Consider the following 15,397-nt stretch of genomic DNA (forward strand, 5'->3'; position numbering starts at 1 on the left):
TTCCCATTTTTTTCCTAAATCTGTTTCTAAAATTGTAGCTTTAAGTATAAGTATGAAGATTTTAATCATTGAAGACGAAGTTGAGCTAAGTGCTGTTATCCAAGATTTCTTGGAACAGGAGAAATTTTTGGTCGAAACGGCTTTTGATTATGCGAGCGGTCTGGACAAAATTTCCAATTACGACTATGACTGCATTCTTCTGGATATTATGCTGCCAGGAGGTTCAGGTATGGAGCTCCTCGCACAGCTACGTGCCTTGGGGAAGAGCGATTCCGTGATTATTATATCGGCTAAAGACGCCGTAGAAGATAAGGTGCAAGGATTAGAGCTAGGGGCTGATGATTACCTCGCGAAGCCGTTTCACCTGGCCGAGCTCCATGCACGAGTTAAATCTATTATCCGGCGTAAAAATCAACATGGTGAGAATATTATTCATTATAAAAGCGTTTCTCTATTCCCTGATGAGCGTAAGGTGTTGGTTGGAAATAAGGAATTGATTCTCAATAGAAAAGAATACGATTTGTTTTATTACTTCATGATCCGCCCGGAAAAATTAGTACAGAAAACAACCCTTGCGGAAGCCGTTTGGGGGGACCATGCCGATCAGGCGGACAGCCTCGATTTTATCTATTCGCAAGTTAAAAATTTGCGTAAAAAACTGAAAGATCAAAAGGCAGGTATTGACTTACAGGCCGTTTATGGGGTGGGATATAAGTTGGTTTAAATGAAAATTTCACTCAAGAATTATACGATACGCTACTTAATTATCGCCTTTTTGGTGATAATGGCTGTTTGGGCATCATTGTTTTATGCGTATATCTTGGACGAGGTGTATGATAATGTCGACGATGGGCTGAAGAACCAGAAGATAGAGATTTTGCGCGGGGTGTATGAAGAGCCCGAGCTTTTGGAAACTTCCGAATATGGGATCAATCAATTCCGTATACGTCCGGCCGAAGGAGATGAAGAGTTTTCAGAAGAAAATAGATTGAGCAGGGAGTTCTTTTATATGCCATACGACGATGAACAGGAACCCTATCGCGTTTTACGGACAGGTTTTTACGGACGAGACCATAAACCTTACCATTTGGAGATTCGTACCTCAACGGTCGAAGAAGATGATCTGATCTATGATCTGACAACCGCGCTCATGGTATTGTATGCTGTGCTTGTTCTTAGTTTATACCTTATCAATACATTCGTTCTGGGGCGAGCGTGGCGTCCGTTCAAGATTATTCTGGATAACTTGAATCACTACCGTTTTGGGACCAAAGATAAATTACGTCCTATTGATACGAATGTGCTCGAGTTTAATCAGCTCCATACCGAGCTCGATCGCATGTGGCGACGCAATGAAGAACTATTCGACGAGCAGAAACGATTTATTGAAAACGCCGCACACGAATTGCAAACCCCGCTCGCGATCACTATTAATAAATTGGATTTATTGATGGAGGATGAAACACTGAATGAAAGCCAGTTGACGCAGATTGCCGAGTCAAAATCGTCTCTATTACGTTTGGTCAATCTCAATAAATCGCTATTGATGCTGTCTCGCATTGAGAATAAGCAATATAAAAACGTGGAACGCGTGAGTTTTAATGACATCAGTCGAGAGTTGGTAAATGAATTTCAAGATTTACTCGATTTTAAGCATATCGAACTTTTGTTGCACGAAGAATCTACGTTCGAAATAGAAATGGACCGATATTTAGCCACTGTTTTAATTTCAAATCTATTGCGTAACGCAATTAAGTATACGCCTGAGGGCGGACAAATAAATGTGTTCCACGTACAGGATAGATTTTCTGTAACTAATACAGCGATAGGACCAGCACTGGATCCTGATATTGTATTTAATCGCTTTCATAAGGGCGAACAGGATAAAGGGTCGACAGGGCTAGGGCTGGCCATCGTAAAATCTATTGTGGATAGCTATCCTATTCTTTCTGTGGGATATACATACGCCAATGAAAAACACATGTTTTTTATTAAAAAATAATTTTTTCCCAACTTTTTCCTAATTCGGGTGTCATATTTGTTGTATAAGTTAAAACAACAGGTTTAGTATATTATGAAAAAGTTATCTCAAATTCTTACAGCTGTACTGATAGTCTTTACAGTTGCTGTCGCAAGTGCACATAGTTACGATCGTGGGAAAGTTATTCCTTTTTCGCAACTACCTGCAAAAGCCCAAACGTTTTTCAAAGCTCATTTTTCGCAGACGGATATTTCCAGTGTCATGCTTTTTACGGAATATGTAGTGAAGAAGGAATACAGTATTTATCTAAAAGATGGAAGTAAGGTGGAATTTGATGGGAATGGTGAGTGGGATGCGGTTAAGATGAAAGGAAAGTCTGTGCCCAACAAGATTATTCCGGCAAATATCGTACAGCATGTCCATAAAAGCTTTCCTAATACCTATATCAAGGAAATTAAAAAATCTCGAAATAAGTATGAGCTTGAAATATCCAATGGATTGGAACTCGAGTTTAACTTGAAAGGCGAGTTCCTGCGTATTGATGACTAAGGTATAAGAGAGGAGGGACTGTTATACGCAGCTTGTCGAAGTGCGGTGAAATTGTTTTTAAACGGTACGTCATCCTGCCTGCGGAAGAATCTCGCCACTGATTAACGGGAACAAGATGATCCTAACATGTTAGATAGCCATACAGAGTCTTGGTAAACAAAAGAAGAAACAAAACAAATTATATAATAAGATGAGAAAAGCAATTTTAGGACTTTCTGCGCTATTGATTGGTGCTGTGGTTTTCATGTCATGTGATGACGATGAGGTTATCTCCGAAGCAGATTTACCGGCATTATCGAAAACTTTTCTATCCACACATTTTAGTGGTGTAAATGTTAATCGCATCGAGAAAGAACGTGATAATTATTCCGTACACCTGGCGAACAGAATTGAAGTCGATTTTAATAAAGAAGGAGAATGGATAGAAGTGGATGGTGAAGATGGAGTAGTGATTCCAACGGGCTTTATCCTCCCTAAGATCGTAGCCTATGTAGACGATCAATACAAGGATAACGATTTTAATGGAATTGAAAAAAAGCTCCACGGTTTTGACGTCGATCTCGTACGTGGTGATATTGATCTTGTTTTTGATAAAGACGGCAATTTCCTGCGTATTGATCCATAACAAATTTATAAAGAAGGGCGGCAGTAAGAGCCGCCCTTTTAGTTGGAGTATTGGCTTGTAGTTTGTCGTGTACTGTAGGGGCTGGCCTTGTCTCTACTTACAGAAAAAATACTTATCTTTCCGGTAAACAATCTAAACCATGCAAAGAAATCAATTTATTAAATCGCTTGCGTTAGCAAGTTTAGCAGCTCCTCTTGCAAGTGCTTGCACAAGCCAAACTGAAACAAGTAAACATGAATCAGAAGGACTGCATCCTGCTGGAACCATTGTTCACGCTGTATATTTTTGGTTAAAGGAAGATCTAACGGATGATGACAAAAAAGATTTCCTTAATTTTTTTGAAGCCCTCCGTAAGGTTCCTGGCATTCGTAGTTTTCAATATGGCAAGCCTGCCTCCACAACGCCTCGGCCCGTGGTCGACAACTCCTTTAGCTACAACCTGGTAGTCACCTTTAAAAGCATGGACGATATCAACACCTACGAGAAACATCCCGACCATTTGGCCGCTGCCGATAAATACAGCAAGTATTGGAGTAAAGTTCTTGTGATGGATACCGTCCTAGAGGCGTAGTCTATTTCATTTCTATTATTTCGCTGGCCACCTGTCCATTCCACAGATATTTGGTGCGTTTTTTCTTGATCTTGTATTCCAGTTCTTCGGCATCGATATCGATCACTTCACCTTCTTCGATGTCCTTAATGATTAATGTTGGATCGAGATTATGTTCGGAAGGGAATAGCAGCTTTTCATTATAGTAGAAAACACCGGCATCGCTTACGCTGCTCTTTCCAGGCAGTCGCACGAAGTCGCTTCCCGTCCAGCCTATATAATAATATTCGGTGGAGATGCCACAGGCTTCACCGTGGAAGCCTACGCGGTGAATGGCCCGAATTCCTTCTAATCCCATGTTGCCGAATACTTTTGCATCGGTATAGGTCTGCCCACCCATAGTTACCAGGTAGGAGGTCTTAGCAATCAAATTAGTGTTTTTGTCTAATAGTTTAACCTCGCAGAGATTCACTGTCGATTCATCATTGGAGCGGTTCATGTATTTATTGAAACCATACAACCAGATATTTCCTTCGTTATCCTTGTTGATATTGAAAGCAAGCAAACCTAACCAAATAAAACCTTCCTTTTTGCTGGAACCAACGAGGTATTCTATTTTATGCCAAGGGGCATAAAAATCCTTGATCATCATAGTGTTGTATCCTTCACTGCGAATGATTACCGGTGCCCCCACTTGTAAGGAATCAATTACCTTACCATAGAGTCCCGGATTGTCGCGGATGTAGGCAACATCCGCAAAGACATATGCCATATCTCCTTTGTTTTTGTTCCAAAGGTTAAACTCTTCATTCACTGCATACGCGGCAGGTTCATCCTGTTGAGCATGTCCCGACAGGGAACATACACATATTAATATAGCTATAAGGCTTCTTATCATGAGAGCGAAATAACAGAAAAATGGATAGAAAGAAAAGTTTTACTTTGAAAATGGCTGAAAACAGGGAGTTTTCAAGGAGACGAATTTCTCTAGAGGTATGCGGCTACCGCCCGGTAGTTAGCGGTAGCCAATCATGAAATAAGGTCTATAGCAGACGACTTATGCGTGTACTCTTTTAATAGCCGCTCTGTACTGCGCGAAATCGTTTTTTGTTTTTCGCATCCAGGTGAGAAGCTACGGCCCATATCGCTGCCGGCAACCATCCGATCAAGGTGATCTGCAAAATCAAGCAGATAAATCCTAACAAAAATCGACCGCGCAAGAAAAAGGAAAACCAAGGGAAAAGTACCGCTATAAGTATCATGTTCGTTTTGTTTTAATGTTTTTGTATAAAAAATTACTTGTGTCCAATAACCTTAATACCCGACTCATTATCTTTCACCTCACGCTCTACCGCAATCTTAATGAAAGAAGTTAATGTAAGAATCACTGCGACTATAATAGCAACCGGGAAGATGATACCAATAACGATCGCAAATAGTAACGGTAAACTAATGTATTCCTTACCACTTTTAGCGGTGATTCTTACCGTTGATTGTTGGATTGCATCGCATGCTTTCTGAAAGCCATTTGTTAAATTTTCGCTGTCCATGTTGAATGTTTTCTTTGTGCTCATGATGTTTAATTTTTAGTGTTTTAAATGTTTGTTTCTGTTTGTATACTCCAAAGATAGGGGGAATGCTGAGGCTGACCTACGTGCATTAGGCGAGCTCAAGCAACAATTCGGTGAATACGGTAGTTTTTTCGGTGAATGTAGTCGGAAATTATCCAGTTAACTACAAAAGATGATACGGAGCTGCTTCGAGACAGCTGAAGAGCAACCGGAAAGGCGGATAAACATTTCCACAAGGTACTGCTGTACATAAGTTAGCGTACTAGCAAGCATCAAGACCACTAGAAAACGGATTCCCCAGTTTTCAATAGGAAGTATCAAGAGCAATAGGATATGCCACAGGTATATCCATATGGTGGATGAACCAATAAAGGTGATAAGCCTGTTGTTGAATGGAGCAAACCAAGGTCTCAGATGAAATAAAAAGAGACAAATGGCTACGGCATAATACATGTAGAAAAGCCGTGGTGGATATTTAAATGATCCGATATTGAAAGCTACTTTTTCGTACAGGTAGAAGTACAACCCGCCCAGTGCAGTGAGCGCTATGGTGACAGTGAATAATATTGTTTTGGCGCTCTTTGTAAGGGATGTATACGTACTTCCTAGTAGGAAAAAAACTAAAAATCCTGCCGTATAGAGCAATATCTCGTTGAATTGCTTTCCGATACCATCCCCCAAGTAGGGTTGGACTAGGAGATAAACGACTTCATAGCTGATATAGTAGTATAAGATAGAAATCGGTTTCTTAAAATAGACCATGCTTAATGGCCCTAAGATTGCCATCATCAGGAAAACACGGATAATCCATACATAACCGAAGCCTTCTAACAGCAGGTAGCTGGAGCGCATAACATCTGGAAACAGGGTGTAGTTGATTGGAAAAACGGATGGGAAGCAATATTGAATAAGATAAAATAACGACAAGAAGATCCAAACAGGAACAACCAATCGAACAAAACGCTTCCCTAAATAGTCTAAAAGCGATGTAAAGCTCTGAATCTGATTTGCTCGACCAGCATAGAGATAACCCGATATGAAAACCATTAATGGTACATCGAAATTACGAATTTGAAAAAGCCAGTTGGGAGGTACCACATGGGCTAAGACAATGCAAAGGAGACCAATGCTCCGGAGAACATCAATCGAGCCATCACGTGTCTTTTTTCCGTTGTCCATTGTTTTGCGGATGCAAACATAGTTAAAAATGTTTAACTTAAATTGATTCTGTGGAGGTTGACGCTTCATCTAGCTTTTGTTATATTGCGCTATCTTCCTTAACGACTGTGTATAATATATAGACGAGGGACAAAATAACCAGATAAGACCAATGGAAATAAAAGAACATATAATACAGGGCGTTCGAATTGCAGAATTACACAGTGATAATATGTTGCTAGGCAGTGTCGAAGAAGCTGTAGACCTGCTTGGAAATATGTATTACAATCAAGCGGATGCTATGGTTCTTTACACGGAACACATCGCTGATGCTTTCTTTGATCTAAAGACAAAGGTAGCCGGTGAGATATTGCAAAAATTTTCTAATTACAGGATGAAACTTGCTATTGTAGGGGATTTTAAACAGGTCTCTTCAAAGAGTCTACAAGACTTTATTCGAGAGAGTAATAAAGGTCGGTTGATCTATTTCGCGGAAACGCTCGAAGAAGCATTAGCGCAGCTCGTGCGGTAACATACGCTGTTGAATTTAAAATACAGCTGAAAGAAAAGGAACCAATTGTTAGTATGATTTTGAATGATGTTTTTTAAGAGCGTATACCTATATGTGATTTTACACATACAGTCTTTTGTGTGGAGAACCGCAGTTGTCACCTGCCTTTGTTGCTATGTAATATCTCCGGTCATAGCACAGGATTCTGCGATGGAAGGTGATACTTCGACGCAAGTATCGATTTTCAAACCAGGGCGATTTGTACATAGTTTAGGCGCTGAGTTTCGGTATAGTAGGGTGATTCCGAATTTACCTTTCTTTGATGGTGATAATGCTATGAGTAAACCCATTCGTAACGCTTTTACAGGTCATCTTAAATACGCCGTAAGGCTACCGGAGGGATCCCTTGGGCGGCAGGTGTATGGGGATAGTTATCAGGGAATTGGTGTTGCTCGTTTTCATTTCGGGAATAAAGAAGAATTAGGGAACCCCGTTGCGGTTTATCTCTTTCAAGGGGCACCCATTGCAAAATTGGCTCCACGTTTGTCCTTGGGTTACGAATGGAATTTTGGATTGTCTACCGGATGGAAGCCTTACGATCAGTATGAAAATCCTTATAATATTGTTATCGGTTCCCGTTTAAATGCTTATATCAACGTGGGCCTTTTGCTCAATTGGAAGGCAAGTCGGTCTGTTGAAATACAAGCCGGAGCAGATATCTCTCACTTCTCAAACGGCAACACTGCATTCCCGAACGCAGGGCTCAACATGTTTGGTACTAAGGTGGGGATGGTATATCATGTGAATAATAGTGATGAACAGTTACGAAAGCAAAGACAGTCCTTGTTAGCCTTGCGCCCATTTCCTAAACACATCAGTTATGATATGGTCTTTTTCGGTGCGTGGCGGCGCAAAGGAGTTGATTTTTTTGGACAGCCTGTTGCTTCTCCGCATGCTTATCCAGTTGTGGGTGCATATTTTGCGCCGATGTATAACTTCGGTTATCGATTCCGTGCCGGTGTTTCTATCGATGGGATATATGATGGTAGTGCCAATGTGTATACAGAAGATTATATTGTGGGAACGGAGCAAGAGTTTTTTAAACCTGCGCTTAACCGCCAGATGGCGATAGGCTTCTCTGGACGCGCTGAATATGTCATGCCGCTATTTTCGATTGGGGTCGGAATTGGTGCAAACGCTATACATAAAGGAGGCGATCTCACGGGAACATACCAGACTTTTGCACTGAAGATTGGGGTTACCAAAAGCTCGTTTCTACATATTGGATATAATCTAAAGGATTTTCATGAACCAAATTTTTTGATGATCGGACTAGGGTTCCGGTTTAACAATCAACGTCCTTCTTTGTTACATTAAGACCTCCGTGTTCCTATCCATTGTTAACAAGCTTAGCGTACTATTTAGGGCGTTACCATGAAGATAAAAGCTGTGAAAGTAGTTTTTTGCCATTTTTTGCTTTGCTGATATTTTCTTTTATATTTGATTTGTTACCTTGATGACCGATAAGCACTAATTACATGTCCCCCGATACCGCAACCTTGCCCTTTGATTCCGAAGAGAAGTATCTTCTATCGCTTTTGAAAGAGGGGGACTACGCTGCATTTGAATCGATTTATCACAACTATAGTCTTCGAATTTTAGGTCGCATAATTCGATTGGTACGATCCAAACATATTGCCGAAGAGGTGCTGCAAGAGCTATTTTTAAAAGTTTGGGAAAAACGTGAACAGATTGATCTTAACCGATCATTTCGTTCTTTTCTTTTTTCTATTGCACAGAATATTGTATATGACCATTTCCGTAGGGTTTCGTTGGATGATAAATTTAGATCCATGTTTATCCAAAATTATCATGAAGACTACGCGCATATTGAAGAGGAACTCGTTTTTAAGCAAAGTCAAGAACAATTGATGCAGGCTATCGCTAAACTCCCTCCCCAATGTCAACGTGTATTCATTCTTTTTAAACTAGAAGGAAAAAGCTATGCCGAGATAGCAGAGATGCTGCGAATTTCTAAATCCACTATAAATAACCATATTACAAAGGCGAATGGTCTTCTTAAGGAAGAATTACCCTTTTATCAATCTCACCTCGTTATCGTAAGTTTATTGTTGTTTAAGTTTTTTTAATTTTTTTTTCGTTTGGAGTAGGTAGTATTTAGCTATTGTCCGTAATAGCTTATAAAACCTGAAAAAATTTTGATGCCAAGCGAACTTATAAACAATATTTTTAAGCAATACCTTAATGGCTCCGCTACCCAAGAAGATTTAGCCGTATTAGTCAAGCTATTTCAAGAAGAAGACGGAAGTTTATTAAAAGCATGTATTCTCGAAGAGCTGCAACAGGATGTTGCGGAGGCCTCCAGTCCGTATCAAGATATTTCGAATCGAGTACTCCATAAATTGTCGGAAATCCGTCATAAAGAATTGCTGAGGAAATATGCGAATGAAACCATCACCGAAAAAGAGCTTAAAGAGCTTCAGAGTCGCATGGGACAGAAATCTCCCTCAGACGTAAATGGTACCATACAACCGCCACCTAAACCATATCATCTTACGTTCAAAAAGTGGATCGCTATAGCCGCTTCATTGCTCCTGTTTGGAGGGCTAGCTACCATCTGTTATAAGTTCTATAAACAAGATTCTAATGAAGTTTACGGTTATGTCGATGATGTGAAATTACCAAATCATAGTCAAGCGGTTATCACCTTTGACGATGGTAAGTCTTATGTGTTGCTTCAAACCGATGAAAAAGTACTTGCCGCACGCGGTATACATATTACGCGGACAGCCAAGGGGGGATACTTATTCAAGATATCGGATGTTAATGCGATGCGACCTACATACCAGACTTTTCATTCACCCAAAGGAACGTTGTCACGACTTATGCTTCCCGACGGCACAATGGTTTGGCTAAATTCAGATGCTAAATTACGCTATCCCTCACATTTCGCTAAAAATAAGCGGGCAGTAGAGCTGGATGGTGAAGCCTATTTTGAGGTCACTCATAATGCCCATCATCCTTTTACCGTTTCGATGAAAAATACCCATATCAACGTTTTGGGGACCGCATTTAATGTAGCAGCCAATTTAAAGAAAAACGCAATCTTAACAACACTAGTCGAGGGATCGGTCGAAGTGGAAACCTCCCAGCACAGAACACGCATTACGCCGGGTATGCAGGCGGTATCCGATCAGAGTACAGGCGAAATTAACGCGCGATTGGTAAATACAAACGATGTATTGGCCTGGAAGGATGGATATTTCCGATTTAGAGAAGACGATATATATGCGGTAATGGAAAAAATAAAGAGCTGGTACGATATTGAGGAATATCAAGTTGAAGCACATTCCACGGATCGGTTTACGGGGCTTGTTCTGCGGACACATAAGTTGTCGGATCTGCTCGATCAGTTGGAAAAAATATCTGTTTACAAATTTAAAATTAAAGATAGGAGGGTATATGTTATGAGATAGTCAGGAAAGATAAAAGCAAATCGGAAGTGCTCGCAACACTCCCGATCAAATTGTTTAGTGATACAATTTTAGCTGATGTTAACAAAATAAACTTTGATCAACCAAACAACTACAAATGTATAAATTCTATTTTTATTATCGTGCGACCGTACGAAAGACCCTAAATCAATGCTTCGTCGTAATGAAGATATTAACGTTTTTTTTAGTCGCCACGCTCGTACAAGCGCATGCGGCTTCCTATGGGCAACATGTTTCACTGAATTTCAAAAATGCACCCTTAGCTGATGTCTTGGATGATATCCAAAAACAAACAGGCTATGAACTGCTATACAATAGTCGGGTTATTGGAGAAAGTAAAAGGACTGTTTCCATTAATGTAAAAAAGGTACACTTTATTCAGGCGCTTAAAACAATCCTAGCAGACCGTAGACTCGATTTTGAGGTGAATAAGAACGCTGTCCTGATCAGGGAAATTAATAGTGTATCCAAAAACCAGCATCAACCTTCCGGAAGTTCTAGTACGGCTAAGCGGGAACAGCAACGTACCATTACGGGGAAGGTCGTAGATGCCAATAATAACCCGATCTCTGGAGTCACGGTCCTGGTTAAAGGAACCACAGTGGGAACCTCCACAGATAACGAAGGTTCTTTTTCCCTGAATGTTCCGCAGAACGGGAGCACGCTTGTCTTTTCGGTAGTCGGGCATAAAGAACAAGAGGTATTAATCGGTGACCAACGCGTATTAAATGTTGTCCTCGAATCGAATATCGATAACCTCGATGAGGTCGTCGTGGTGGGCTATTCTTCTCAAAAAATGAGGTATCTATCGAGTTCGATCAGTAATATCTCGGCAGAAAAATTAAAAGATGTGACGGCGAATGATCTGTCGACTATGCTTCAGGGTAAAGCGCCAGGTGTTGTTGTCTCTACGGCGTCTGGAGATCCCTCTAGTGAGCCCCGAGTTTTGATTCGTGGAGCCGGAACAATCTCGGCTAGTACCGCTCCGCTAGTCGTGGTTGATGGCAATATTGGCGGTTCTTATAATCCGGCTGATATTGAGTCTGTGTCCATCTTGAAAGATGTAGCAGCTACAGGGCTTTATGGTTCTAGAGCGGCCAATGGCGTTATTATTGTCAACACCAAGATGGGAAGACCCGGGAAGACTAAAGTAGAGTTCAATAATTCCTTTGGTTTTGCAAACCCAACGACCGGAAATTTCAGGATGATGAATTCGCAGGAACTCTACGACTTTCAAAAAACGTTCTACAATAGAGATCCTTCCGTTGTGGATAACAATACCAATTGGTGGGATCTTGCCTTTGGTACCGGATATGTAAACAACCACAACCTATCTGTTTCGGGTGGTTCCGAAAAGGTACAGTATTATACTTCTGGTGTGTTTTATCGCGAAGAGGGTACCCTAAAAGGAACAGGACATACCGGGTACAATTTTCGAAACAATTTAATAGCGAATATCACAGATCGACTCAAAGCCTCTGTTTTCATTAATGGTAAGGTGAATAAGAATACCGTAGAAAACAGTAATACCATGTATGATGCATACATCAACCTTCCATTTGATCCAGCTTTTGATGCGAATGGGGAACCTATCGACGCACGATTTCATCCGAACTGGCTCGGCCGTGAAAAGGAAAACTTTCTACATTCATTGCTGTACAACTACAACAGAAACAATAATTGGCAGGTTAGTGGTGATTTGAACTTGGATTATAAACTGAGTAGTAAGGTATTGTTATCTAGTTACAACCGTACGCAGCTGCAGAATGGTAAATCGGCTAGATATTTCGATCGACGGACGAAGCAGGGAGGGGCAAACATCGGAGAACTTTATAATGATGCCAATAACTCGAGCCGATTTTTAACGTCTAATCGAATCCGATATGCGGAGGATTTTGGTCGCAATAGCTTGGTGTTACTCGGTGTTGCGGAGGTCGAAACAACCATCTCCGAATCGTCTGAAGTGTCGGGGAAAGGTTTGCCTGCGGGTAGAGATGTAATGTCTGTTGCGACAGATATCCTGCAAAGCCCAAAAGGAGCCAGGGAGCAGGTCGGCTTTCGCAAGTATTTGGCGCAAGCGGATTATAGTTTTGATAACCGATATTTCTTAATAGGGTCCTTTGTTAATGAGTTCTCGTCTAAATTTGGACGTAATAATTCAACGGCTAATTTCTACCAGTTGGGCGCTTCATGGATCTTGACTAATGAAGCTTTCCTTAAAGAAAGCCAGGCACTTTCCTTTGCTAAATTGAGAGCCAGTTACGGTACCGTAGGGAATGCGGATGGGATTTCAAATTTTGCATCCTTAGGCCTGTATAGTATCACCCAGGAAGCGAGCTACACCGGGCTGCCTGGTGCGGCACCCTACCAAAAGGGAAATCCTAATTTAAGTTGGGAGAAAATAAAATCAGCCAATATTGGTGCCGATGTAACCTTATGGAATAAGGTGGCCATTAGCGTGGATGTTTACGAGAAGAAAGCGAGCGAACTATTGTATAGAAAGCCTTTGGCGGCTACGACAGGATATAGCTATGTCTGGGTAAATGCAGGGTCGGTGCGCAACCGAGGAATAGAGTTCAATATCACATCGCAAAATATTACCAAGGAGAACTTCTCGTGGGAAACAGGCTTTAATATGGCATTTAACAGAAACAAGGTGCTAGAATTAAGTGACGGATCGGCTGTTTTCAACGCAGGTGCCAGACAACCGATCACGGTTGGTTATGATATGGATGCTTTTAGTTTTCCAATCTGGGTCGGTGTAGATCCGGCCAACGGTGATCCATTGTGGGAAAAAGTAACGGTTGATGCGGAAGGCAATAAAACGATTACAACGACCAATAAATACAGTGAAGCGGCTTCTTCTACGTCACGCCGATTTACGGGAACTTCAGCCGCGCCTAAGTTTACAGGAGGGTTAAGCAATACGCTTAAATATAAAAACTTCTCGTTGTCCGCATTTTTCAATTTTGTATATGGTAATGAGGTGTATAACGAGACGCGCGTTTCTTTTGACAACGACGGTTTGTATGAAGCATTCAACTCGATGGTCTTGAAGGAAGGATGGACACGCTGGGAGAAAGCGGGAGATAATGCCACCCACCCGAAACCTATTGTAGGCGGAAATAAGGAATCGAATCAGTCTTCGTCACGATATCTGGAGGATGGAAGTTACATCCGCTTGCGCAATCTCCGTTTAGGATACAATTTACCACAACATCTATTGACGCGAATGGGAATTGCAAGGGTCCATCTCTTTGTGAGCGCCGATAACCTGTGGACGGCGACAAAATTCTCCGGACCGGACCCGGAGGTTTCTTTGAGTCAGGTGGATCAAGTTTCTGGTGTTTCGAACTTTAAATACCCTATTAGCAAAAAGATCCTTTTCGGTTTAAATCTAACCCTTTAATACAACAGTAGATATGAAATTATCATCTTTATATACCTTATTAACATCTGTTGCGTTTGTTTTAATACAGGTTTCTTGTCAGAAGTATTATGAACCTACAGAGTTTATTGACGAAGAATCAGCATTAAAGAATGAAGCGGATGTGGGTACGGCTACCATAGGTACCTATGCCGTACTCAAGAATGCTGCGTATGTTCGTAGCGGACATTTCTTGATGGAATACCCCGGTGATGCCGTGAGTCAGGGGCAATCTTCAGGCGATGACTTAACGCGTGCCTATCGCTACAACCATATCAATACTTCGGATCACTGTACGAACTTTTGGTCGCAAGCCTATAAAGTGATAGCCGCCGCCAATAAGATTATCGAATTTGTGCCAGATAATGCTGCGCAAGGGCTTCTTCAGTTGAAAGGCGAAAATCTATACCTGCGGGCGATGATGCACTTTAACCTTGTCCGTATTTTTGGTCGTCCATATCCGCAAAATGGAGGAAGCAACCCCGGTATTCCTATTCTAAAAGAAGGACTGACCGATGAGGAGGCCACTTCATTGTTGCGCAGTTCTGTTAAGGATGTTTACTCCTTTATTATCGCAGATTTACTCAAAGCGGCCGACTTGATGACAACGGAGAAAAGTAATGCTTTTGCTTCCAAAGAGGTAGCCTATGCCTTGCTGGCACGGGTGTATTTGTATCAGGAAGATAATGATAATGCGATTAAGTATGCCAATTTAGTGATTAATTCAAATCGGTATTCCTTGTTGCAGGGCAGTGAATATACGGGGTATTTCAGGACGCTCCCCGAGAGCAACCGAGAGACCATCTTCTGTATTCGCCATACAAAAGTAGAAGATCGAAATATGTCGTCCATAGGGTCGATGTATTTCAGTGGAGACCTTTCCGGAAACCCGATGGGGCAAGGTGTTAGTGGATGGGCTGAAATTTATGCGTCAAAAAAATACTATGATTTTATCAAACAAAATCCGCAGGACCTTCGAAGTAATTTCTTAACGCCTTATCTCGTAGATGGTACGTTGCATTATAATCAAAAACTGACACCCGTTACGCCGATGTACTATGTGAACAAATATTCGCTTCAGGAAGGGCAAATCAATCTCAGTTCGCCCGTTTATTTAAGGCTGGCGGAGATATACTTAATTCGTGCGGAAGCTGAAGCGAAAAAAGGAAATACAGCGGATGCCCTGGCAGATGTGAATACTTTGAGGGCGCGAGCTGGTTTGGTAGGTGAAGCACTGTATACCCCAAGTAAGTTGCAAGAGTTGAACAAATCGGCCTTAGACATCGTTTTGGAGGAGCGTTTCTTGGAATTAGCTTTTGAAGGCCATAGAGCGTACGATTTGTATCGTAATAATCGCGCGATGGAACGGGATTATCCCGGCACGCATTCCTTGAATAACACGCCGACGACAAACCTAAATCAAAAAGTAAATCCTACTGATAATCGGGTTGTATTCTATATTCCACAAGCAGAAATTAACAGAAATCCTAAACTAACACAAAACCCTTAA

Annotated in this window: 15 protein-coding genes; 11 read left to right on the plus strand and 4 right to left on the minus strand. The window is 41.3% G+C overall.

What is annotated here, in order from left to right; genetic code table 11:
* Positions 1–52 precede the first annotated feature (52 nt).
* The 5 genes from B9Y69_RS15295 (at position 53) to B9Y69_RS15315 (ending at position 3,726) form a co-directional block, all read left to right on the plus strand.
* Positions 53–724 carry a response regulator transcription factor gene (locus tag B9Y69_RS15295; RefSeq protein WP_085473847.1) on the plus strand — a complete coding sequence of 224 codons (672 nt, stop codon included), beginning with the start codon at positions 53–55 and terminating at the stop codon, positions 722–724.
* Complete coding sequence (locus B9Y69_RS15300; RefSeq protein ID WP_085473848.1) at positions 725–2,002, plus strand: sensor histidine kinase; 1,278 nt, start codon at positions 725–727, stop codon at positions 2,000–2,002.
* A gap of 72 nt (positions 2,003–2,074) precedes the next feature.
* The gene (locus B9Y69_RS15305) at positions 2,075–2,530 is read left to right on the plus strand and encodes a PepSY-like domain-containing protein (RefSeq protein ID WP_085473849.1); all 456 of its coding nucleotides are present in this window, start codon (positions 2,075–2,077) and stop codon (positions 2,528–2,530) included.
* Between the two features lie 190 nt (positions 2,531–2,720).
* The gene (locus B9Y69_RS15310; RefSeq protein WP_085473850.1) at positions 2,721–3,155 is read left to right on the plus strand and encodes a PepSY-like domain-containing protein; all 435 of its coding nucleotides are present in this window, start codon (positions 2,721–2,723) and stop codon (positions 3,153–3,155) included.
* Between the two features lie 139 nt (positions 3,156–3,294).
* Positions 3,295–3,726 (plus strand): Dabb family protein, encoded by a 432-nt coding sequence (locus B9Y69_RS15315; protein ID WP_085473851.1) that lies wholly within the window; start codon positions 3,295–3,297, stop codon positions 3,724–3,726.
* A gap of 1 nt (position 3,727) precedes the next feature.
* Here the strand turns inward: B9Y69_RS15315 and B9Y69_RS15320 are convergent, their stop codons facing one another.
* The 4 genes from B9Y69_RS15320 to B9Y69_RS15335 form a co-directional block, all read right to left on the minus strand.
* Positions 3,728–4,603: a hypothetical protein gene (locus B9Y69_RS15320; RefSeq protein ID WP_085473852.1), complete on the minus strand. Its 876-nt coding sequence runs from the start codon at positions 4,601–4,603 to the stop codon at positions 3,728–3,730.
* A gap of 175 nt (positions 4,604–4,778) precedes the next feature.
* Positions 4,779–4,967: a YqaE/Pmp3 family membrane protein gene (locus B9Y69_RS15325; RefSeq protein ID WP_085473853.1), complete on the minus strand. Its 189-nt coding sequence runs from the start codon at positions 4,965–4,967 to the stop codon at positions 4,779–4,781.
* A gap of 33 nt (positions 4,968–5,000) precedes the next feature.
* Entirely contained in the window at positions 5,001–5,279 is a 279-nt protein-coding gene (locus B9Y69_RS15330) for a hypothetical protein (protein WP_085473854.1), read from the minus strand.
* A gap of 156 nt (positions 5,280–5,435) precedes the next feature.
* Positions 5,436–6,455, minus strand: a complete 1,020-nt coding sequence (locus B9Y69_RS15335) for an acyltransferase family protein (protein ID WP_159451861.1) — start codon at positions 6,453–6,455, stop codon at positions 5,436–5,438.
* Between the two features lie 151 nt (positions 6,456–6,606).
* On the opposite strand from B9Y69_RS15335, the gene B9Y69_RS15340 reads away from it, so the two are divergent.
* The 6 genes from B9Y69_RS15340 (at position 6,607) to B9Y69_RS15365 (ending at position 15,397) form a co-directional block, all read left to right on the plus strand.
* Positions 6,607–6,966: a DUF4180 domain-containing protein gene (locus B9Y69_RS15340; RefSeq protein ID WP_085473856.1), complete on the plus strand. Its 360-nt coding sequence runs from the start codon at positions 6,607–6,609 to the stop codon at positions 6,964–6,966.
* Positions 6,967–7,083: 117 nt separating this feature from the next.
* Complete coding sequence (locus tag B9Y69_RS15345) at positions 7,084–8,322, plus strand: acyloxyacyl hydrolase (RefSeq protein WP_159451862.1); 1,239 nt, start codon at positions 7,084–7,086, stop codon at positions 8,320–8,322.
* A 161-nt stretch (positions 8,323–8,483) separates the two neighbouring features.
* The gene (locus B9Y69_RS15350) at positions 8,484–9,095 is read left to right on the plus strand and encodes an RNA polymerase sigma factor (RefSeq protein WP_085473857.1); all 612 of its coding nucleotides are present in this window, start codon (positions 8,484–8,486) and stop codon (positions 9,093–9,095) included.
* Positions 9,096–9,167: 72 nt separating this feature from the next.
* The gene (locus tag B9Y69_RS15355; RefSeq protein ID WP_085473858.1) at positions 9,168–10,442 is read left to right on the plus strand and encodes a FecR family protein; all 1,275 of its coding nucleotides are present in this window, start codon (positions 9,168–9,170) and stop codon (positions 10,440–10,442) included.
* A gap of 181 nt (positions 10,443–10,623) precedes the next feature.
* Positions 10,624–13,869, plus strand: coding sequence for a SusC/RagA family TonB-linked outer membrane protein (locus tag B9Y69_RS15360; protein WP_159451863.1), 3,246 nt, complete (start codon positions 10,624–10,626; stop codon positions 13,867–13,869).
* Positions 13,870–13,882: 13 nt separating this feature from the next.
* Positions 13,883–15,397, plus strand: a complete 1,515-nt coding sequence (locus B9Y69_RS15365; RefSeq protein ID WP_085473860.1) for a RagB/SusD family nutrient uptake outer membrane protein — start codon at positions 13,883–13,885, stop codon at positions 15,395–15,397.

The organism is Sphingobacterium psychroaquaticum (assembly GCF_900177625.1).
Taxonomy (GTDB): domain Bacteria; phylum Bacteroidota; class Bacteroidia; order Sphingobacteriales; family Sphingobacteriaceae; genus Sphingobacterium; species Sphingobacterium psychroaquaticum.